The organism is Streptomyces sp. NPDC031670 (genome assembly GCF_055580545.1).
Genome location: NZ_JBVILC010000027.1, coordinates 81,411 through 102,940, shown reverse-complemented (window position 1 = coordinate 102,940; position 21,530 = coordinate 81,411). Strand labels below are relative to the sequence as shown.

Genomic DNA, 21,530 nt, shown 5'->3' with positions numbered 1-21,530 from the left:
CCGAAGGGCCGGCACACCCGCTCCGGGGTGTGCCGGCCCTTCGGCAGGGACGGGTCCGCCGCCCGTGCGGTCCTACGGCGCGGTCACCGTCCGGGACGGTGCCGCGCAATTCATACGCCCCGTCGTGCGGCGGCACAGCGCGCCTCTTGCAGTGTGGGCGACCCGCGGCCAGGGGCAGAAAACGTGAGCGCCGCCCCGGCCATCGGGCCGAAGGCGGCGGACGCGGTGTGCGGCGGCCGGTCGTCAGCTACGGCTCGCGACGAACTCCTTCACCGAGGACACGACGTAGTCGACCATCTCGTCGGTGATGGCAGGGTAGACGCCGACCCAGAAGGTCTGGTCCGTGACGACGTCACTGTTGGCCAGGTCGCCCACGACGCGATGCGGCTGGTCCTGGTAGGCCGGGTGGCGGGTCAGGTTTCCGGCGAACAGGCGGCGTGTGCCGATCTTGCGCCCCTCCAGGTGATCGACGAACTCGGCGCGGCTGAATGGCGCGTCGTAGTCCACGGTGAGGGCGAAGCCGAACCAGCTCGGGTCACTGCGGTCGGTGGCCTCGGGCAACAGCAGGTGCGGGACGCCGTCGAGCCCCTCGCGCAGACGGCGCCAGTTGCGCCGGCGCGCCTCGCAGAAGTCGTCCAGCTTGGCCAACTGGGTCAGACCGAGCGCCGCCTGGAGGTCGGTCGCCTTCAGGTTGTAGCCGACGTGAGAGAAAATGTACTTGTGGTCGTAGCCCTCCGGCAGGTTGCCCATCTGGTACTTGAAGCGCTTGAGACACTTGTCGTTCTCGCCCGGCTCGCACCAGCAGTCACGGCCCCAGTCGCGCAGTGACTCCACGATTCTGGCCAGCGCCAGGTTCGAGGTCAGCACGCAGCCGCCCTCCCCCATCGTGAGGTGATGCGCGGGGTAGAAGCTCACCGTGGCCAGGTCGCCGAAGGTGCCAGTCAGCCGCCCGTCGTAGGTCGAACCGACCGCGTCGCAGTTGTCCTCGATGAGAAACAGGCCCCGGTCGGCGGCCAGCTGGGCGACCTCGGCGACCTCGAAGGGGTTGCCCAGCGCGTGCGCGATGATGATGGCGCGAGTGCGCGGGCCGATCGCCTGCTCGACGCGCGCTGCGGTGGTGTTGTAAGTACCGAGTTCGACGTCGACGAAGACCGGGGTCAGGCCGTTCTGCAGGATCGGGTTGACGGTGGTGGGGAAGCCGGCGGCGACAGTGATCACCTCGTCGCCGGGCCGCAGCCGCTCGTCCTCCAAGACGTGCGAGGTCAGCGCGGACATCGCCAACAGGTTCGCGGAGGAACCGGAGTTCGTCAGATGGGCCTTGCGGCGCTTGAGCTTGCGGGCGAAGGCCGACTCGAACTTGCGGGAACTCACCCCCGCGGCGATCCGCATCTCCAGGGCCGCCTCGACCAGCGCCACACGGTCCTCCTCCCCGAGGACGGCGCCGGAGGGCCAGATCTCGGTGACGCCGGGAACGAAGCCGCCCTGCGACTGCGCGTCCTGGTGGAACTTGCGGACCTCGTCGAGCACGAGGTTCTTGTGAGCGCTCACGTGCGCTTCCTTTCCCGCTCCGGCAGCCGCACGGCCGCGAGCAGATCTGCCAGTGATGTGTCCAGGTCCACGGCTGGCCGCCAGCCCAGAAGGCGCCGCGCGCGAGATATGTCCAACTGCTGCCACGTCAGGTCCGCGCGCAGCCCGCGGGCTTCCTCGCCCGGCCCGTCCCCGCCGGACTCGGGCGCCGGTTGACGCTCCGTCAGCTGTACCGGGACGTCCGCCAGGGCGATGAGCCGCTCGACGACGTGGCGTACGGGCACAGCCTCGCCACGGGCGACGTTGATGACGCGGCCGGTGACCTCGCCGGCCGGGGCCGTCGCCGCGAGCACGGCGCAGGCGGCGACGTCCCGGGCATCCACGAAGTCGCGCCAGGCGCGCAGGGGCGCGAGCCGCAGCTGTGCGGGCGCACCCTCGCCGCGGGGGGCGGCGGTGGCGAGGCGCTGCGCGACGGTTCCCAGCAGGCTGCCGGCGGGGACTCCGGGGCCAGTGGCGTTGGCGACCCGCAGCACCACGGCTGTCAGGCCCGTCTCCCGAGCGGTGCGCAGCACGGCTTCGGTGCCGGACAGTTTGGTTTGCCCGTACACGGAGACAGGCTCACAGAGGGCTTCCTCGGCGGTACTGCTGCGGGGGGCGGCGGCCCCGTACTCGTGCGAGCTGCCCAGCTGGACCAGGCGGGGCGGGCCCGGCAGCGCCGCGGACGCCCGGGCGACCCGCCGGGCGAGGTGGGCGTTGAGGGACCACATCCGGTCCTCGTCGGGCTGCCACACCGCCCCGGCCGCGTTCACCACCACCGTCGGCGCCACGTCCGCGAGCAACGCCTCCATCTCCCCCGCCGCCCCGGTGAGATCGCAGTGGACGTGCCGTACGTCCTCGTCACCCGGTTCCCGCAGGGGCCGGCCGCGGGAGACGCTGACGACGCGGTGTCCCGCGGCGCGCAGTGCGGCGCAGATGTGTCCGCCGAGGAATCCGGTGCCACCCAGCACCATGGCGGTGGGGGTCATCCGCGTCCGTTCCCCTTCAGCGGCTTCCACCAGGCGGGGTTGTCGCGGTACCACGCGAAGGTGTCGGCGAGCCCCTGCTCGAAGGAGACGCGGGGGGCGTAGCCCAGCTCCTGCCGGATCTTGGTGTCATCCAGTGAGTAGCGCAGGTCGTGGCCGAGGCGGTCGGCCACCCGGCGTACCACGGAGGAGTCGGCGCCGGCGAGTTCGACGAGACGGTCGGCGATCTCGCGGTTGGTCCGCTCGTTGCCCCCGCCCACGTTGTAGATCTCACCTGCCCCCCCGTTCAGGAGGACCAGGTGGATGGCCCGGCAGTGGTCGTCGACGTGCAGCCACTCGCGGATGTTCGAGCCGTCACCGTACAGCGGCAGCGGCAGTCCCTCGACGAGATTGGTGACGAACAGCGGGATGAGCTTCTCCGGGTGCTGGTACGGCCCGTAGTTGTTGGAGCACCGGGTGATCGACAGGTTGAGGCCGTGGGTGCGCCAGTAGGCGCGCGCGATCAGGTCGGAGGCGGCCTTGGAGGCGGCGTAGGGGGAGTTGGGCAGCAGCGGTTCCCTCTCCGTCCAGGAGCCGGAGTCGATGGAGCCGTACACCTCGTCGGTGGAGACGTGGACGACCCGCTCCACCGCGGCGCGCCGGCATGCCTCGAAGACGTTCTGGCTGCCCTCGGCGTTGGTGCGGACGAACACGTTCGCATCATTGATGGAGCGGTCCACGTGCGACTCGGCGGCGAAGTGCACCGCCGCGTCGTGCCCGGGCAGCAGGTCGAGCAGGAGCGGCAGGTCGAGGATGTCGCCTTGAACGAAGTCGAGGCGCGGGTGGCTCACGGGCAGGTTGGCGCGGTTGCCGGCGTAGCTGAGCGAGTCGAGGACGGTGACCCGGCTGCCCTCCAGCCCGGGGTAACCGTCCTGGAGCAGCGTGCGCACGAAGTGCGAGCCGATGAAACCGGCGCCGCCGGTGACGAGCAGCCTCACCGCTCCCCCTCCCCCGCGACGGCACAGTATCGGCGTCGGTCTGCGTTCATGACTACACATCTCCTCGTCGTGGATGGACCGTGGGGTGGCGCTGCGGAGCCCTCGGGCCGGCACCGGCGCGGGGTGAGGAGCGCGCCGTGGCGCGCTCCTCACCCCGGTGGGCTCGGTGGCCCGGCTCAGCGTGCGGTGAGCTTCTCCAGGGTGTGCGCGACCTCGGAGGGCGCCGGAAGCGCGCCCATCTCCTGGGAGAGGACGCGTGCCCGCTCGGTGTACTGAGCGTCGAGGAGGATTTCCCCGCAGGCCTCGGCGATCGCCTCCGTCGAGTCCGGCTCCTGCGTCGTCACGGTGAGTCCGGCACCGAAGTCGGTCAGGGCTCCTGCGACGATCTGCATGTAGGAGGCCTCGGGGGTGATCAGCTGCGGCACCCCGGCATTCATGGCGGTCATGGCGGTGACGCCACCGCCGTGGTGCACCAGCAGATCACAGGTGGGGACCACCACGTCCAGCGGGAGCCAGCCGATGCGGACGTCGCCGAGCTCCGGGGCGAACTTCTCGGTGACCTGCTCCGGAGCCGCGATCAGTACCTCCGCCCCAGTCCCGGCCAGCCGCTCCACCAGGCGCCGCATCTCCTGGGCGGACTGGAAGGCGAGGGCCCGGGTGCCCGTCGTGATCACCACGCGCTTGCCCTGCGCAGGGCGGGTGTACATCCACCGCTCCAGGCGGCGCTGGCTGTTGCCGGGCAGCCAGTGCATCGGCTGCGCCCCGTCGACGTGGCCCGACGCGAGGTGCGGGCGCAGCGACGGCGGACATACGTCGATCGTCAGGTCGGCGACCGGCAGCCCCGTCAGCCCCAGCCGTTCCAGCTCGGGCCGGAGCTCCTCCTCGGCGCCGGGGTCCGCCTCCGTGGTGGGCACGACGTCCCAGGCCTGGCGTACGTACGGGACGCCGAGCTCGGTGGCGAACAATCCCGCGCCGTAGGTCATGGACCCGCCCACGACCACGTCGGGCCGCCAGTGGCGGGCGAGGTCGCGCAGCGCGTCCAGGCCGGCGACACCCATCCTGGCGAAGGACCGGCCGGTGTGGAGCATGTTCTCCACGTGCCCCTGGGGCGGAACGATCTGGTTGCCGGCACGGTCGAACCGCATGAAGTGCCAGACCGGCTCGGGATTGATGGAGACCGAAGGGAGACCGACGCTCGACGCCGTGTCGGTCAGCGGTTCGTTGGCGGCCACGAGCACGTCGTGTCCCGCGTTGCGCAGGGCCGTTGCCAATGGAGCGATGGTGAAGACGGTCGCCGAGCTGCCGCCGGCGATGAACAGGAATTTCATGGAGTTTCGACAAGCTTCCCGTGAGACGACGTGAGTTCACGTACGAGGGTCAGGCGGCGTCCTCAAGACGCACCGCGCCGGTGCTGAGGCAGGAAAGAAGCGTCCGGGCCTGGACGTTGACGTAGTGCCCGTGCGCGGTGAGCGCGCTGAGCTGGGCCGGGGTGCACCACTGGAATCCGGCGGGCGGCTCCAGCGGCGCCGTGGCCTCGTCGGCCTCGACGAACAGGTAGCGGCTCTCGGCGTACAGGAAGCGCCCTCCCTCCTCCGAGTGCACCGCCTCGTAGCGGACGCGGTCGCGGGAGGCGGCCAGGACCTCGTCCAGGAAGGGGGGCCGCCGCGCGGGCTCCACCCGGTCCCAGTTCCCGGGGGTGCACTGCACGGTGGGGCCGAGCTCGATGGTGTCCAGGAAGCCCGCCTCCGCCCTGGCCCGCACCAGAAGGTGTATGACGCCGCCGATACGGCGGAACAAGAGCGCCGTGACGCCCGTGCCCCCGGGCTCGAAGAGGGGCTGGGACCAGGCGGGCACCTCGCGGCTCCCCGCCTGTACGCGGACCGCGACCACCCGGAAGAACCGGCCGTCCGGCCTGGCGAGGGCGTCCTCGTCCAGCTCCCAGCCGGCGATGCCCGACAGGGGGACGAGCCGGGCCTGAAGGTCGTGGCCCGAACGTTCGACGGTGATCCATGACTGGAACTCGGCGTCCGTGCGCAGCGCGTCCCCGCCGGGGTCACCGATGGGAAGACCGGCGAGCACCGTCCGGGCATCCATGTTGATCACGTTGTCCCGGTGCAGCAGCTCGCCGATCTGGCCCAGTGTCAGCCAGCAGAAGTCCTCGTGCTCCTCCACCTCGCCGACGGCCTCGACGAGCATGTTGCGGTTGGCTTTGCGGTAGAACCACGAGCCGTGTTCGGACTGGCGCACGTCATACAGGACACGCCCCCGGTCCGGCCGGGTGAAGTGCTCCAGGTACCTGACCTGCGCGCCCTGGTGCACCCGGGAGTAGTTGCTGCGCGTAGCCTGCACGGTGGGCGACAGCTGGAGCAGGTTGCGGTTTCCGGGCTCCAGCTTCGCCTGCATCAAGAAGTGCAGTACGCCGTCGAACTCCTTCACCACGATGCCGAGTATCCCGGCTTCGGGCTGGCGGATGATCGGCTGCTCCCAGTGCCTGAACGGCTCCTCGGAATTGGTGACGGACAGGCCCTCCACCGAGAAGAACCGGCCGCTCTCGTGCACCAGGTTCCCGGTGTCCTCGGCGAAGGACCAGCCGTCCAGCTTGCCGAAGGGGATCCGCTCCACGGCAAAGTGATGGGCCCGCGTACGGCTTTCGAGCCACCCGGCAACATCCCGTGTCCGCATGCCGTGCCCGGCGTCCCGCGCGTTCGCCGACCTCGCCAGCCGGTGTGCCAGGTTCTGTTCCATCCGCGGGCGAAGCCGCGTCGTCGCGCTCATTTCCGTGCCCTCCCCGAGTCCGGTGGACAGCGGCCTCATCCGGAGAGGGCCACTTCCATGACGTACTGGCCGTAGGGCGACTTCGCGAGCCGGCTGCCGAGGCGGTAGCAGGCGTCGCGGTCTATGTACCCCATACGCCAGGCGATTTCTTCGAGGCAGGCGAGCCTCACACCCTGCCTGTGCTCCAGGATCTGCACGTATTGCCCCGCCTCGGTGAGGGCGTCGTGGGTTCCGGTGTCCAGCCAGACGAAACCGCGCCCCAGCGGTATCAGCGTGGCCTTGTCACGTTCCATGTAGATCCGGTTGACATCGGTGATCTCCAGTTCTCCGCGCTCGGAGGGCCGCAGTCCCCTGGCGATGTCCACCACGTCGTTGTCGTAGAGATAGAGGCCCGTGATCGCCGTGTTGGTGCGCGGCGCGGCCGGCTTCTCCTCGATCGAAATCAGCTTTCCCCGCTCGTCCACCTCGCCGACCCCGTAACGCTCGGGGTCGCGGACCGGGTAGCCGAAGAGGACACAGCCGTCCACGTCCTGGACGGCCCGGTGCAGCAGGCTGCCGAAGTTCGGCCCGTGGAAGATGTTGTCGCCCAGAATGAGGGCGACGGAATCGTCCCCTATGTGGTCGGCCGAGACCAGGAACGCGTCCGCGAGCCCCCTGGGCTTGTCCTGCTCGGCGTAGCTGAGGGAGATGCCGAGTTCCGATCCGTCTCCCAGCAGGTTCCGGAAATTATTGAGGTCTTCGGGAGAGGAGATTATTTGTATGTCGGTGATTCCCGCGAGCATCAGAACCGAGAGCGGATAGTAGATCATGGGCTTGTCGTAGACCGGAAGCAGCTGCTTCGACGCGCCGAGCGTGATTGGATGCAGCCGGGTACCATGCCCGCCGGCCAGGATAATTCCCTTCACACCGCATCTCCCTTGCTTTCCGTGTCGATTCAACAGACATCGACCATAAGAATCATCTGCCGGCGATGCACTTTCAAGCGGCGTCAGGTCACATGATCGTCAATTCCGTCAGATCTTTGCAGGTCTGTCATCGGGGTTCATACGCGCAAATCGGCGGGGCTTATCGACCCTCATGGGCGGTCTGACCCCCAGGCCGGCCCCGGATACTGCACCTCACTGGGTGACGTGACGAATTCCCAACCCGGCCGAGCCAGTGAGAAGGCTCCGGTCGCCCTCCGTCCATGCGGCGGAAGAGAACGTCCCGGCCATCGGGGACGGGAAAACCTTGGCCGCGGATTCTAAGATCTCACCTTAATTGCATACGCTACTGAAATCATCCGGAATGTCCCATTTCACATCTTGTCCGCCACTACACCCAACCATTCTCCCGTCGCCGCCAAGAATCTCATACGGAAGCATGTCGGTGCGGAGTGTGTTCAACTGCGAGAAACCGCGCTTGAACACTGGTGACCATGAACCATTGCATGATCGGGCTGCTTGCGATCATAGTCGTGGACATCGGTGGAGGGGCGTCCGTACCGAAAAGGGATTGGGTATCGAGCTATGCCGGATGACGCAGATCGCGATCCCCACCGACCTCGCCGTGATTGCCGCAAACCCATCACCCGCGCCTGTCCGACGCGCGGGCCGAGCACAAGGAGGGCCAGCCCGTGAACAGGCCACTAGTGGCGATCACCGCGGATGCGGCTTCAGCGACTTGGGGTGTCTGGGGCACCATCCCGGCCGCCGTACAGCCATGGGCCTACATGGCCAAGGTGACCGAGGCGGGCGGCGCGCCCCTGCTGCTGCCGCCGGTACCCGAGGCCGTCGAGGACGTGATGGCCGCCGTGGACGCGCTCCTCATCACCGGCGGCGCGGACATCGACCCCGCGCGGTACGGGGCCGAGCGTGACCCGCACACGTTCCCGCCCGACGAGCTGCGCGACACCACCGACTTCGCCGCCCTGGCCATCGCGGAACGGCGTGGTATCCCGGTCCTCGGCATCTGCCGGGGCCTGCAGGTCATCTGTGTCTCCCGGGGCGGGAAGCTCCACCAGCACCTGCCCACACATGGTCCCTCCGTCCCGGGGCGCCACACGGTGCGCGACCTCAGGGTCGCGCCCGACTCCGTCCTAGGGACCGCCGTGGGCTCCTCGACGACCGGGCACTGCCACCACCACCAGGGCGTGGCGGAGCTCGGCGACCGGCTGGTCGCCACCGCCTGGGCACAGGAGGACGGTGTCGTCGAGGCGGTCGAGGACCCGTCCAAGCGCTTCCTGATGGGATTCCAGCCGCACGCCGAGGAGGGCGGCGCCGACATCACGGGCTTGTTCAAGGCTTTCGTCGGCGCGGCGTACTGAGCTACAGCTGCCGCCGGCCACGCGCCTGTGGTGACGATTCGCGCCCGTCCTGGCGATACGGGTGGCCGCCCTGCGGGGGCGCGCTAGGCAGCGAGCCGCTCTCCGTCTGGCGATACGGCTGCGCGACCGGCTTGCCCGGCGTCGACCTGTATGAGCCCGCCGTCGGGGCGAGTGGACGGCCGCCCCCTCCGCCGTGGCCGCCCGTTCATGGCGTCCATCCCGGAGTCGGCCCCGTCACCGGGTCTGTACGACGGCAACTGCGGGGCCTCGCTCACCTCCGGGCCTACTCCGGCCCCCGCCTCTCAGGGCCGGTCCGGTACCGGCACCGAACAGAGCGTCGCGTCCGGTGCGAGGGTTGTGAGCAGGGGGCGGCCGTCCGGGGTCAGGGCGAGCGACGGGCCCGTGACCGTTCGGCTCGGCAGCGTCGACCAGCGGGGTTTCGCCGGGCCGTCGCCCAGGCGTGCCCAGCTGACGGTGCCCGCGTTGTTGCGGCCCGCCAGGAGCACCCCGCCGCCCACCGCAAGCAGCGCGAACGCCCCGTATCCCCGGCCGGGGACGGCGGAGGAGGGCTCGGGCCGCCAGGTGCCGTCGGGGGTGAGCCGGCGCAGGAGCGGGCGGGCGGTGACCGGTTCGCGGAGGACGAGCAGGACCGAGCCGTCCGGCTGGGCCAGCGCGGTCGGCGGGTCCGCCGACGCCGGGAGGCCGGTGGGGAGTTCGGTGAGGGCGTCGCCCGGGGTTTGCTGGGTCCAGTGGTGGACCGTGTCGCGGCCCGTGGCGAAGACATGGACGCGGCCCCCGGTGTCGGTCACCGCTGCCACGCCGTCCTGGAGAGGCGGTACGGGTGCCGTCGTGCCCAGCGGGGTCCAGGGGCTCCAGCTCCCGCCGGGGCGCCGGACGCGGGTGGCGAGGCCGCGCTCCCAGTTCCGGGCGAAGAGGTGCAGGGTTCCGTCGGCGGCCCGGGCCACGGCCGGGGTGCCGACGCGGCGGCCCCGTTCCGGGTCGCGGTCGGGGGTGCCCAGCGACGTCCACGCGCCGAACGCGGTGCCGGGCCGGGTCTGGTGGGTGTACGCGAGGTCGCGCCGGTTGTCGCGGGGGTGCGGCCCGAGCCCCGTGATCCGTGGCGCGAACAGGTGCCAGCAGCCCTGCGGGTCGAGCAGCGCGGTGAGTCCGGGCAGTATCCCGTCCCCGCCGACCGGTATGGGCGCACCCCATGTTCCGCTGCCGCGTGTGGTCTCATGCCACATCACCGCCTGCCCGGAGAGCACTCCGAAGGCGTGGAGCCGCCCCGTCGCGTCCGGTGCGACCCGGGGCGCGGCGAACGGCTGGCGCGGGCTGGTGCGCTGCACCCAGCCGGTGCCCAGGGAGTTGTCGTGGCCCACGTCGTAGTCGCCGCATCCGGCCGCGAAGCCGCACGAGCCCGGGGAGCCGCCGTACACGTTGAGGATGTCCGCCTTGCGGCGGACCAGTTGCTTCGGCAGGTTCTGCGGCCAGCGCTCGTTGTAGTACCCCCGGTACGGCACGACCGCCCAGGGCGGCGCGGACCGGCCTCGGCGGTGGCGTTCCAGCGCGGCGAAGGTGAACAGCGCGGTGGCGGTGTGGTCGGGGTGGTCGGAGTAGCCGGGCTGGTCGTGGTGGAGGCGGTTCACCTGGTCGCGGCGCCCCGCCGCGCCCTCGCGGTCGCTCCCGTCACCGCCGCCGGGCGGGTCGTGGGGCTGCCGGTCCGGATCGGGGTCCATGGTCCGTACGAGGGTCGGCGCGTACCGGTCGAGCAGATGGACCAGGGCGTCGATGAGCCCGGCGCGGGTCACGGCGTACGGGCGGGCCACGGGTGAGCCGGTGCTGACGCGGGTCCGGGTGACGGCCGAGGGGTCGGCCCACAGCCGGGGCAGCACCCAGTCCGGGCCGTACTGCTGTATGCCGAGGAACACCAGCTGGACGTGGTCGTGGCCCTCCAGCGTGTCCAGCTCGGCCTCCAGGCCGCCGGGCAGGGCGAGCGGCCCGGTCCGCCAGGGCGCGTCGGGGCGGCCGGTGACCATGTACGCGTACGCCTGCCGAAGCCCCTGGCGCCGGGCCCCGGCGTAGCGCGGCTCGTCGGGCCGGGAGGCGGCCCCGCGGCCCGGGACCTTGTTGACGCCGTCCTTCTCGCCGCAGTTCAGATAGACGCTGACCAGCCGGTCGCCCACGGTGAGCGACTGCTCCAGGTCCGGGTTCATGAAGTACAGGTCGTCGTCGGGGTGGGCGACGATCTGCAGGACGGTGGCGGCGCCGCGCGGGCCGCCCGTGGGGGAAGCGCCGCCGCCGCGCCCGTCCGGGTCGGAGGCGTTCCGGCGGCCCGGCACACACCCCGCCGCGGCGACGGCGACGGTCCCGGCGAGCACGCTCCGGCGCGCCGGCCCCCGGCTGGGCTGCGGTATCAAGGTCTCCCCCTGGCAAGACGAACATACGGGCGCCCCCGGCCCGGCCCCGGCACACCCGCCCCGGTCAGTGGCGGGCCCATCCGTCGACCCGGCCAAGATACCCGGCGGGGGGTGGGGGGTGCGGGGTGGTTTGGCGGGTGGGGGGGGTTGGCCCCGCGCGCCGCCCGGCCGGCAGCCTGACGCACCGACTTTGGCCGTATCCCCCGCCGACGTTAAGGTGTGGCGCCGTACTCGGCGGATCGCTCCCCTGAGGGAGGTGGGAATGGGGGGCTCATGGCTGCGGACCATGTGGGGCTGGTCGTCGCGGCGCAGGCCGGGGACGAGCGGGCGCGCGAGGAACTCGTCGCCGCCTACCTGCCGTTGCTGTACAACATCGTCGGCCGGGCGCTGAGCGGGCACGCCGATGTCGACGACGTCGTCCAGGAAACCCTGCTGCGGGTGGTGCGCGATCTGCCCGCGCTGCGTGCTCCGGAGAGCTTCCGGTCCTGGCTGGTGTCGATCACGATCCGCCAGATCGGTACCCACCGGGAGCGGCAGCGCGCCGTCACGGGCCGGACCGCGGTTCTCGACGAGGCAGACGCGATAGCGGATCCCTGCGCCGTGCCCGAGGACATGACGATGCTGCGTCTGCACATGTCGGACGAGCGCCGTCAGGTCGTCGAAGCCGGCCGGTGGCTCGACCCGGACCACCGCGTGCTGCTGTCGCTGTGGCTGCAGGAGGGCGCCGGTCTGCTGAGCCGCGACGACATCGCCGCCGCGACGGGGCTCACGGTCGCCCACGTCGGAGTACGGCTGCAACGTATGCGCGAACAGCTGGAGCTGAGCCGGGCCATCGTCACCGCGCTGGCGGCCGACCCGCGCTGCCCGCGGCTGGACGAGACCGTCGCGGGCTGGGACGGCGGGCGTACGTCGGTGTGGCGCAAGCGGATCGCGCGGCACACCCGCGCCTGCCCGGTCTGCGCGGCGACGACCCTCACACGCGTCCCGCCCGAGCTGCTGCTCCTCAGCTTCGCGCCGCTCGCGGTCCCGGCCGGGCTCGTCGCCGCGCTGGCCGCCAAGGGCCTGCTGTCGGGTACGGCCGTGAGCGCCGCCGGACTGGCCGCCGCCCCCGTCGCCGCCGGGACGGCGGGAGCCGGGACGGCCGGGGCCGCGGCCGGGACGGGCGGTCTGCACGCCTCGCTGCTCGGCAAGCTCTCCGCCGTGACCGCGCATCCGCTGCTCGCCCTCGCCACCGGCGCGGTCCTCGTCACCGGGACCGCCGTCTACGTCACCTGGCCCGAACCCGCGCACCGGGCGCCCGGCGTCAGCGCCGCTCCCACGGCCGGCCATCCCGCGCCCGCCTCCCCGCGCCCCGCCCCACCGGCCCCGGCGCACACCACCGCCACGCCCGGACCGTCCCCGGCGAGTCCGTCCGCCCCCGCCGGCACCGTTGCGCTGGGCGCGTGGTCGCTGGAGTCCGTGGACGCCCCCGCCCGCTACCTCACGTACTCCGGCGACTTCGCGACCCTCGGCCGGGTCTCCGCGTCCAGCGACGCCCGGACACGGCGACGGGTCACCTTCACGGTCGTCAGGGGGCTGGCCGACAGCCGGTGCGTCACCTTCCGCGCCGACGACGGCCGCTATCTGCGCCACCGTGAACTGCGGCTGCGGCTGAGCGCCGACGACGGCAGCGCCCTGTTCCGGGAGGACGCCACCTTCTGCGCGAGCCCCGGTTCGGTCGCCGGGTCGGTGACCCTGCACGCGCACAACTACCCGGGATCGGTTCTGCGCCGACGCGACGGCGGTATCTGGCTCGACGGCTCCGACGGCACCCGCGCCTTCGCCGGGCAGGCCTCCTTCGTCCTGCGCCGGGCCTGGGCCTGACAACCACTCCCGGCAACCACTCCTGACAACCGTTCCTGACAACGGTTCCTTGTGCAGGGGCGACGACGGTTGTCCGGCCGTGGCCGCCACCTGCCTGACGGCAACGCGCCCGCGCGGGCCGCACGCGCCCCCTTTTGCCGGGACGACCGGAGCGCACGGCCCCACGTAACGCTTTTCTCCTGCGAGATGCATCACCGGGTCATCGTCCGGGCGGCGCGGAATTTTCGTTACGGGGGTGCGAGTTCGGCGGCCTCCATGTGTGTGGGGTGTTCTTCCCGCCGCTCGCCACGGTGTGCCGGCGGGCCGGATGCCCCGACTCACCGTTGACGTTTCTCCTGAAGAAAGACGCTTCCATGACGCGACACATCCACGACCCGCGAGGCAAGTCATGAAGGGCATGCACCGGCTCAGCCGGCGCCGTCGGGCGGGAGTGATCGGTGTGACGGCCGCGGCGGTGGTCGCCGGTGCCATGACGCTCCTGCCCGGCTCCGCCGGAGCCGCCGCGCTGGGTACGCAGGCAGCCCCCTCGGGCCGGTACTTCGGTACCGCCCTGGCCTCCGGCCGGCTCGGTGACCCGGCGTACACCGCGATCGCGGACCGGGAGTTCACCATGGTGACCCCGGAGAACGAGATGAAGTGGGACGCGATCGAGCCGTCCCGCGGCACGTTCACCTTCGGCGCCGCCGACCGGATCGTCAGCCACGCCCAGGCGCAGGGCCAGCGGCTGCGCGGCCACACCACGGTCTGGCACTCGCAGCTGCCCGCCTGGGTCCGCTCCATCCACGACGCGAACACGCTGCGCGGCGTGATGAAGAACCACATCACCACCGAGATGACCCACTACAAGGGCAAGATCTACGCCTGGGACGTGGTCAACGAGGCGTTCGCCGACGGCTCCGGCCGGCACCGTGGTTCGGTGTTCCAGGACGTGCTGGGCGACGGCTTCATCGAGGAGGCGTTCCGCACCGCCCGTACGGCAGACCCCTCGGCCAAGCTCTGCTACAACGACTACAACATCGAGAACTGGACGGACGCCAAGACCCAGGGCGTCTACCGCATGGTCAAGGACTTCAAGTCCCGCGGCGTGCCGATCGACTGCGTCGGGTTCCAGAGCCACTTCGGCCCCGGCGGGCCGCCGCCCAGCTTCCAAACCACCCTGTCCGGCTTCGCCGCGCTCGGCGTCGACGTACAGCTCACCGAGCTGGACATCGCCGGGGCGTCCCCCACCCACTACGCCACCGCGGTCAACGCCTGCCTGTCGGTGGCCCGGTGCAACGGCATCACGGTGTGGGGCGTCCGTGACCGCGACTCCTGGCGCGGCGGCGAGAAACCCCTGCTGTTCGACGACAACGGCAACCCCAAGCCCGCCTACACCGCCGTCATGAACGCCCTCAAGGCCGCACCGGGCCCCACCCCCGGCGGGTCGGGCACCACGCCGGGCGAGCCCGGCTCCGGCGGTGAGATCAAGGGTGCCGCCTCCGGCCGTTGCATCGACATCAACGGCTTCTCCACCGCCAACGGCACCCAGGCGCAGCTGTGGGACTGCAACGGGCAGACCAACCAGCGCTGGACCCACACCGCCGCCAAACAGCTGATGGTGTACGGCAACAAGTGCCTGGCCGCCGGGAACAAGGGCACCGCCAACGGCACCCCGGCGGTCATCTCGGACTGCGACGGCAGCGCCGACCAGCAGTGGAACGTCAACACCGACGGTACGATCGCCGGCGTCCGCTCCGGGCTCTGCCTCGACGCCGTGGGCGCTGCCACCGCCAACGGCACGAAGATCCAGCTGCACTCCTGCTGGTCCGGCGGCAACCAGAAGTGGACCGGCCCGTCCTCGGCGCCGGCCCCGACCTCGCCCGCGCCGACGGGCGGCACCTGCGCCCTCCCGTCGACGTACCGGTGGTCCTCGACGGGTGCGCTGGCGCAGCCGGCCAACGGATGGACCTCGCTGAAGGACTTCACCACCGTGACGTACCAGGGCAAGCACCTGGTCTACGGGTCGAACGTGTCGGGTTCGTCGTACGGCTCGATGGCCTTCGCGCCCTTCACCAACTGGTCGGACATGTCCTCGGCGCGCCAGACCGGGATGAACCAGAAGGCGGTGGCGCCCACGCTGTTCTACTTCGCGCCCAAGAAGATCTGGGTGCTGGCCTACCAGTGGGGCGCGTGGCCGTTCATCTACCGCACGTCGAGCAACCCCGCCGACCCCAACGGCTGGTCCGCGCCGCAGCCGCTGTTCACCGGGAGCATCCCGGGCGGCGCCCCGATCGACCAGACGCTGATCGGCGACGGCCAGAACATGTACCTGTTCTTCGCCGGTGACAACGGCAAGATCTACCGGGCGAGCATGCCGATCGGGAACTTCCCCGGCAACTTCGGCTCCTCGTACACCACGGTCATGAGCGACACGGTGAAGAACCTGTTCGAGGCGCCGCAGGTCTACAAGGTCAAGGGCCAGAACCAGTACCTCATGATCGTCGAGGCTCGGGGCGCCAACGAGCAGCGCTACTTCCGCTCGTTCACGGCCTCCAGCCTGAGCGGTACGTGGACCCCGCAGGCCGCCAGCGAGAGCAACCCCTTCGCGGGCAAGGCCAACAGCGGTGCCACCTGGACCAACGACATCAGCCACGGTGACCTGGTCCGCGACAACCCCGACCAGACCATGACCGTCGACCCCTGCAACCTGCAGCTCCTCTACCAGGGCAAGTCGCCCACGGCGACCGGCCCCTACGACCAGCTGCCGTACCGACCGGGCGTCCTCACCCTGCGCCGCTGACCCCGGCCCACACCACCACGGGGGAACCCCAGCCGTACGTCCGGCTGGGGTTCCTCCCGTTCAACCCTCAGCGCACCCGCTCCACCCGGCGCTCGTCCCACACCGGTTCCGAGCTCTCGCGGACCACGCCGTCCGAGCCGAAGACCAGGTAGCGGTCGAAGGAGCGGGCGAACCAGCGGTCGTGGGTGACCGCCAGCACCGTGCCCTCGTACGCCTCCAGGCCCTCCTGGAGGGCTTCCGCCGACTCCAGGTCGAGGTTGTCCGTCGGCTCGTCCAGGAGCAGCGCCGTGGTGCCGGCGAGCTCCAGGAGCAGGATCTGGAAGCGGGCCTGCTGGCCGCCGGAGAGTTTGTCGAAGGGCTGGTCGCCCTGGCGTTCCAGCTCGTAGCGGCGCAGGGCCGACATCGCGCCGCCCCGGTCCTTGGCGTGCTCGGTCCACAGGATGTCGACCAGGGTGCGGCCGATGAGTTCGGGGTGGGCGTGGGTCTGGGCGAAGTGGCCGGGGACGACCCGGGCCCCCAGCTTCCAGGTGCCGGTGTGCCGGACGTCCTCGCCCGCGAGGAGCCGCAGGAAGTGCGACTTGCCGGAGCCGTTGGAGCCGAGCACCGCGACCCGTTCCCCGTAGAAGACCTCCAGGGAGAACGGTTTCATCAGGCCCGTGAGCTCCAGGTCCCGGCACACCACGGCCCGTACGCCGGTCCGGCCGCCCGCCAGGCGCATCCGGATGTCCTGCTTGCGCGGCGGCTCGGGGGGCGGGCCCACCTCCTCGAACTTGCGCAGCCGGGTCTTGGCCGCCTGGTAGCGGGAGGCCATGTCGTCGCTGCGCGCGGCGTACTGCTGGAGGTCCTGCACCAGGCGCTTGAGCTGCGCCCGTTTCTCGTCCCAGCGCCTTCGCAGTTCGTCGAAGCGGGCGAACCGCTCCTCGCGCGCCTGGTGGAAGGTGCCGAAGCCGCCGCCGTGCACCCACACATCCGATCCGGCGGGGCCCGGCTCGACCGCGACGATCCGCTGGGCGGCCCGGGCCAGCAGCTCCCGGTCGTGGGAGATGAACAGGACCGTCTTGCGGGTCTCCGCGAGGCGCTCCTCCAGCCACCGCTTGCCGGGGACGTCCAGGTAGTTGTCGGGCTCGTCCAGGAGCAGCACCTCGTCGGGGCCGCGCAGCAGCGCCTCCAGGACCAGGCGCTTCTGCTCGCCGCCGGACAGGGTGCGCACCTCGCGGAACTGGGCCCGGTCGTACGGTGTGCCGAGCGCGGCCATGGTGCACATGTCCCAGACGGTCTCGGCCTCGTATCCGCGCGCCTCGGCCCAGTCGCTCAACGCCTGCGCGTACCGCATCTGCGCGCTCTCGTCGTCCACCGTCAGGATCAGGTGCTCGGCGGCGTCGACGGCCGCCGCGGCCTCTCTGATCCTCGGCTGCGCGACCGACACCAGCAGGTCGCGCACGGTGCGCTCGTCGCGCACCGAGCCGACGAACTGGTGCATGACGCCGACGCCGCCGCTGGAGTTCACGCTCCCGCCGTGCGGGCGCAGCTCGCCGCAGAGCAGCCGCAGCAGGGTGGTCTTCCCGGCGCCGTTGGCACCGACCAGGGCCGCGACCGTGCCCTCGCCCACCCGGAACGAGGCGTCACCGAGCAGCACCCGTCCGTCGGGCAGGTAGTACTCCAGGTGCGAGGCTTCGAGATGTCCCATGGTTCACCATCCTCGGGGCGGCGCGGTGGGGGCACAACGTGTTTTCCGGGGGGCGGCGGGACCTTCCGCGGGCTGCCGCGCGAGGGGTTCCGGACCGCTGGGCCCAGACGCGTGAGTACGTGTCACGGCGCCGGCCGCCGCGCGGGCCGCGCGGGCTGAGTAGGGGCCCGCGCGAGAGATGAGTAGGCGCGCGCATGCCCCGGCGGTGCCCCGGCGCAAGGATCGTCCCGGACCCGGAAACCGAGGCGACGGAAAAGGAAACCCCCGTGAACCCCACCACTTACGCGACCCTGTACGGCCCCTACCGGCCGCCGCGGCCCCGTCCCCGCCCCGGACAGGCCGTCGTCATCGGACTCGCCGCCGCGGTGTGGGGTATGACGCTCGCCTCGCTCGCCCTCGTGACGTTGGTGGTCGGCATGGCGGCGCTCTGGGGCGCCGCGGACGGCGCGCCCGTCCGGGACTTCGTCCTGACCTACTTCGGGACCGTCCTCGGCGCAGCCGCGGCGCTCGGCGCGCTGGCTTTTGCTCCCGGAGTCCGCCGCCTGGCACCGGCGAGCCGCCTGCTCCTGCTCGGCGCCCTCGCCTGCCCCGTACCGGCCCTGTACGCGTTCCGGATCTACGGGATCGCCTGAGAGCCCACGGCCGGGGCCAACGGGCAGCATGGAGAAGGGCCCTGGCCCCGTAGTGACTACGGGGCCAGGGCCCTTCTCGATCGAGCGCTGGGCAGGCCTTGCACCTGCATCTCCCCACAGGAAGTGGGGCGCCTTTCCTTGGACCACCAACGCATGTCCCGCCACCGCTCGTTCGCGGCGCAAGCTCAAGATCTACTATAGCGGACCCCCGACGTGGCTCAGCAAGGGTGGTTGGGTGCTGAAGGACGAGTACCGGGACAACAGCCCGAACAAGAACCTCAATCTCGTCGCGGACAACGACGCCAAGAAGATGAGCGTCTCGATCGTCGCGTACAGCAAGGACGACGTCCCGAGCCTCGGCATCGAAGTCGTCTCGGGCTGCTACCAGGTCCCCGAGGGGCAGACGATCAAGCACTCCTAGCGGGGTCGTGGGGGTGCGCCTCCACGCCGGGCGTCAGTCTCGGCGGTCCCCCGGCGGGCGTGTGCCCAGGAACTCGCGGGCGGCCTGGAGTGTCTCGCGTTCCAGGGACTCGTAGGCGACGCCCCAGTGTTCTTCCCAGCCGTCCAGCTCCAGGGCGCAGCATCCCAGTCGCTCAAGGTCCTGGGGGTAGCCCAGAGCGTAAGCGAGCTCGTACCTGATCAGCCATGCTCCGGCAGTGATGTCGAGTGTGCCGTCCACCATCTGCTGGGCAGCCCAGTAAGCGAGCGCCCACTTCGCCGCGCGAGGGTCGTCCGGCACCTCGACGGCCAGGCCCAGCTCCTCCACCACTTGGTCGAAGAGCTCCGGCGCCTCCGGCTCCTCGCCTCGCAGCAGGCCGGCCAGCATGGCCAGCGATGGGCTTTCCACCCCCGCCAGCAGGGCTTCCAGGCCCAACTGGATGAGATGGTCCGAGCCGACATGCCGACCCAGCGCCCTGCCCAGCGCTACGCGTCCGAGCTGCTCAACGGCCTCGTCCGGCGTCATCTCCCGGCCTCCGTCACCTGCGGATACGAACGGGTCCCTTCCCCACGGCGGATGACCTCGTTCCCGACCAGTGCGGCTTCGGGCGCGGGCGAGTCGGGGCGTCGGTCGAAGGCCCACTGGGCGGCCTCCCCCGCGAGCGCGATCAGGTCGGGGGCCGAGGTGGCCTGGTCCAGGTGGCGGTATTCGACGGCGGTCTGGATCAGCAGGCGTTCCGGCAGGCCCAGGTGGGAGTGGAAGCCCGACTCGATGATGTCCTCGGCGGTCGTCCGCGCGCTCCGGCCGGCGGCATGGCCGGCGTGGATGAGGCTCTCCAGGTCGCGGAGGTAGGTGAGGTGGGCGCGGACCCCCTCCGGGCCGACGACGGGGCCGTGTCCGGGTACGACGGTACGGGGGTTCAGGGCCAGGATGGTCTCGCATGCCCGTGCGACACGGGAGAGCGGGCCCTCCCAGTGCACGGGGTGGTCGCCGACGAAGAGGATGTCGCCGGCGCAGACGGTTGCCTGCTCGGGCAGGTGGACGATCAGGTCGCCGACGGTGTGTGCCGGGCCGACCTCGATGAGCTCCACGGGGATCGTTCCGACGTGGAGCGTGTGCCGGCCGGTGAAGGTGCGGGTGGGCGGGCGCAGTTGGAGGCCGTCGTAACGGTAGTGGCCGAAATGCTTGCGCATGTACCAGCCGAGCGGCTCGTCGGCGGGGGTGGTGTGGGTGAGGAGGTGCATCGCCTCCGGGTCCGGCTCCAGGCAGAGGTGGTCCAGGCTGGCCCGGGTGCTGATGATCTCGGCACCGGGGAAGAAGGCGTTGCCGAAGGTGTGGTCGCCGTTGGCGTGCGTGTTGACGATGGTGCCCACCCGGGCCCCCTCGGGCAGGACGGCCGTGGCCGCCGCCATGAGGCTGCGGGTCAGGGGGCCGTCGTAGGGAGTGTCGACCAGAGCGGCCTCCGTACCGGAGGCGATGACCAGGCAGTTGGCGAAACCCCAGGTTCCGTTCTTCTGCGGAACCCAGGCGTGGATTCCGTCGGCTATGCGGGTGAGTGCAGGGGGCAAGCTCATGAGCGCATTCTTTCCTCGCTCGGCCGGCTGTCCGGCCGGCCGGTGCCCCGGATTAATGGCCACAGGGCACGGGTGTACCGGTTGGATACCGGTCTGCTGAATTACGTCCGAAAACCGTCGTCGGCGCCATGGGCACGCGTCAGTTCACGGTCTCCGCCCGATCGAAGAGCAGGGTCGTATAGCGCGCTCCGGAGGGGTTCGGGAACTGGCTGAGCATCATGGTGACGTGGCCCTCCCCCAGGGTGGCGTGGCGCAGCGGTCGCCGGTCGCCGTCCGGGTGGATCTTGGCGCTGCCGCTCTCCTGGTAGTGGCGGCGCGTCCACGGATCGTCCATCAGCCCCTCGCGGATGCCCAGCAGGACGGGGTCGTCGGGATGGGCGGCCAGCGAGGCCCGCAGCGCCGGGACGAGGGCGGGCAGCCACACGGACCCCCAGTCCATCAGCGAGAACTCGCGCGCCTCGCGGTCCAGCAGCATCCAGGCCATGGTGTTCTCCGGCGGCTCCCCGCGCGGGAACATCTTGGCGAACGGCTCGTTGTGGAAGCACAGGTTGTAGCGGAAGTCCGTGATGTACGCCATCTCCCGCTGGCCGTCCAGTACCTGCTGCCAGGAAGGCAGCAGTTCCGGTTCGGCGGCCGGATGGAGCGGAAGGGACGGTTCCGTGCCGAAGTACTCCAGATGGACATAGATGTACTCGCTGTCCTTGAACCTGAGCACCCTGGCCAGTTCCAGGAGGTAGGCGGGCGTCGGACGCAGGGCGCCCGACTCGACCTTCTGGTAGGTGCCGACGCCCTTGCGCATCAGGATGTCGACGTCCGTCTGACTCAGTCCCCTGACCCTCGGCCCGCGGCGGCCCGCCGAGGGGCGGGGCGGCAGTCCCGCCTCCTCCGGCCGGAGCGCTGCCCTACGGGCCCGCATTAACTGCTGGATGACCTCGTGATTCACGCGCCCTCCCCCAGAGCAATGTAGTTGAATATTAAATATCAGATACGGTAATACGGGAGATTAACTTCCCGTTGTTAAATGATCGCCGGTCCCTCAGGATGAAACACCATCAGGTCACGGAGCTGTCATCCGGGGCTGCGGGAACGCACGGAGAAGGGCTCGGACCGGCGGTGACGAATTCGGGGGCCCGCCAGCCAAGACGGGGAGTGGAGCATGGCACAGACACACGGCCGTCCGGTCCGGGGGACCGGCGGCACCCGGGGCACGAGCATCGGACCGAAGACGCCCCACCGCCATGTCGCGGCAGTCGAGGGCGCACTCCGCACCGCATACCGCATCGCCCACGTACCGGCGCACGATACCGGTGTGATGGATGATCAGCCGTACGTCCGCAGGGCGTCGAGAACGTCCTGCGCGGCGGTGAAAACGTCCTGCGCGGCGAGACGGGGCAGACGCGCCAGACGGTGACCTGGGCACCACGCGCCACGGGACACCGTAACGGCGTGCGGTGTGCGGTCGAGGAGTCGGCCCTCCGACCCCGTGCCATGCTCCCGGCCCGCGTGTCCAGACGGCCGCCGCCCCACCGCCGG

General features: G+C 70.9%; 16 protein-coding genes. 5 read left to right on the top strand and 11 right to left on the bottom strand.

Annotated features, from left to right (window positions below; all coding sequences use genetic code 11):
• Positions 1–243: 243 nt before the first annotated feature.
• The 6 genes from rfbH to rfbA form a co-directional block, all read right to left on the bottom strand.
• The gene (gene rfbH, locus ACZ5ID_RS32960; RefSeq protein WP_468905375.1) at positions 244–1,548 is read right to left on the bottom strand and encodes a lipopolysaccharide biosynthesis protein RfbH; all 1,305 of its coding nucleotides are present in this window, start codon (positions 1,546–1,548) and stop codon (positions 244–246) included.
• Positions 1,545–2,552, bottom strand: coding sequence for an NAD-dependent epimerase/dehydratase family protein (locus ACZ5ID_RS32955; protein WP_468905372.1), 1,008 nt, complete (start codon positions 2,550–2,552; stop codon positions 1,545–1,547). Before ACZ5ID_RS32955 ends, rfbH begins: the two co-directional genes overlap by 4 nt.
• Positions 2,549–3,526 carry a dTDP-glucose 4,6-dehydratase gene (gene rfbB, locus ACZ5ID_RS32950; protein WP_468905370.1) on the bottom strand — a complete coding sequence of 326 codons (978 nt, stop codon included), beginning with the start codon at positions 3,524–3,526 and terminating at the stop codon, positions 2,549–2,551. The genes ACZ5ID_RS32955 and rfbB overlap by 4 nt, the downstream gene beginning before the upstream one ends.
• 176 nt (positions 3,527–3,702) lie before the next feature.
• Positions 3,703–4,854 carry a nucleotide disphospho-sugar-binding domain-containing protein gene (locus ACZ5ID_RS32945; RefSeq protein WP_468905367.1) on the bottom strand — a complete coding sequence of 384 codons (1,152 nt, stop codon included), beginning with the start codon at positions 4,852–4,854 and terminating at the stop codon, positions 3,703–3,705.
• Positions 4,855–4,903: 49 nt separating this feature from the next.
• A complete protein-coding gene (locus tag ACZ5ID_RS32940; RefSeq protein ID WP_468905364.1) occupies positions 4,904–6,301 on the bottom strand; it encodes an NDP-hexose 2,3-dehydratase family protein in 1,398 nt (465 codons plus the stop codon).
• A 35-nt stretch (positions 6,302–6,336) separates the two neighbouring features.
• Complete coding sequence (gene rfbA / locus ACZ5ID_RS32935) at positions 6,337–7,206, bottom strand: glucose-1-phosphate thymidylyltransferase RfbA (RefSeq protein ID WP_468905361.1); 870 nt, start codon at positions 7,204–7,206, stop codon at positions 6,337–6,339.
• A 710-nt stretch (positions 7,207–7,916) separates the two neighbouring features.
• On the opposite strand from rfbA, the gene ACZ5ID_RS32930 reads away from it, so the two are divergent.
• Positions 7,917–8,606 (top strand): gamma-glutamyl-gamma-aminobutyrate hydrolase family protein, encoded by a 690-nt coding sequence (locus tag ACZ5ID_RS32930; protein ID WP_468905358.1) that lies wholly within the window; start codon positions 7,917–7,919, stop codon positions 8,604–8,606.
• A gap of 302 nt (positions 8,607–8,908) precedes the next feature.
• Here ACZ5ID_RS32930 and ACZ5ID_RS32925 read toward each other — a convergent pair whose 3' ends face one another.
• Positions 8,909–11,023 (bottom strand): PIG-L family deacetylase, encoded by a 2,115-nt coding sequence (locus ACZ5ID_RS32925; protein WP_468905355.1) that lies wholly within the window; start codon positions 11,021–11,023, stop codon positions 8,909–8,911.
• A gap of 273 nt (positions 11,024–11,296) precedes the next feature.
• Here ACZ5ID_RS32925 and ACZ5ID_RS32920 point away from each other — a divergent pair, with 273 nt between their 5' ends.
• Both ACZ5ID_RS32920 and ACZ5ID_RS32915 read left to right on the top strand, forming a co-directional pair.
• On the top strand, positions 11,297–12,886 hold the full coding sequence (locus tag ACZ5ID_RS32920) for a sigma-70 family RNA polymerase sigma factor (RefSeq protein WP_468905352.1): 1,590 nt from the start codon (positions 11,297–11,299) through the stop codon (positions 12,884–12,886).
• 388 nt (positions 12,887–13,274) lie between these two features.
• A complete protein-coding gene (locus ACZ5ID_RS32915) occupies positions 13,275–15,665 on the top strand; it encodes a non-reducing end alpha-L-arabinofuranosidase family hydrolase (protein ID WP_468905349.1) in 2,391 nt (796 codons plus the stop codon).
• A gap of 67 nt (positions 15,666–15,732) precedes the next feature.
• Here ACZ5ID_RS32915 and ACZ5ID_RS32910 read toward each other — a convergent pair whose 3' ends face one another.
• Positions 15,733–17,352 carry an ABC-F family ATP-binding cassette domain-containing protein gene (locus ACZ5ID_RS32910; RefSeq protein WP_468905346.1) on the bottom strand — a complete coding sequence of 540 codons (1,620 nt, stop codon included), beginning with the start codon at positions 17,350–17,352 and terminating at the stop codon, positions 15,733–15,735.
• A gap of 266 nt (positions 17,353–17,618) precedes the next feature.
• On the opposite strand from ACZ5ID_RS32910, the gene ACZ5ID_RS32905 reads away from it, so the two are divergent.
• Entirely contained in the window at positions 17,619–17,984 is a 366-nt protein-coding gene (locus ACZ5ID_RS32905) for a hypothetical protein (protein ID WP_468905344.1), read from the top strand.
• Between the two features lie 235 nt (positions 17,985–18,219).
• The gene (locus tag ACZ5ID_RS32900) at positions 18,220–18,405 is read left to right on the top strand and encodes a hypothetical protein (protein ID WP_468905341.1); all 186 of its coding nucleotides are present in this window, start codon (positions 18,220–18,222) and stop codon (positions 18,403–18,405) included.
• 33 nt (positions 18,406–18,438) lie between these two features.
• On the opposite strand, the gene ACZ5ID_RS32895 is transcribed toward ACZ5ID_RS32900, so the two are convergent.
• The 3 genes from ACZ5ID_RS32895 to ACZ5ID_RS32885 form a co-directional block, all read right to left on the bottom strand.
• Entirely contained in the window at positions 18,439–18,948 is a 510-nt protein-coding gene (locus ACZ5ID_RS32895) for a hypothetical protein (protein WP_468905339.1), read from the bottom strand.
• A complete protein-coding gene (locus tag ACZ5ID_RS32890; RefSeq protein ID WP_468905336.1) occupies positions 18,945–19,997 on the bottom strand; it encodes an MBL fold metallo-hydrolase in 1,053 nt (350 codons plus the stop codon). Before ACZ5ID_RS32890 ends, ACZ5ID_RS32895 begins: the two co-directional genes overlap by 4 nt.
• Positions 19,998–20,136: 139 nt before the next feature.
• Entirely contained in the window at positions 20,137–20,940 is an 804-nt protein-coding gene (locus tag ACZ5ID_RS32885; RefSeq protein ID WP_468905333.1) for an MmyB family transcriptional regulator, read from the bottom strand.
• Between the last annotated feature and the right edge of the window lie 590 nt (positions 20,941–21,530).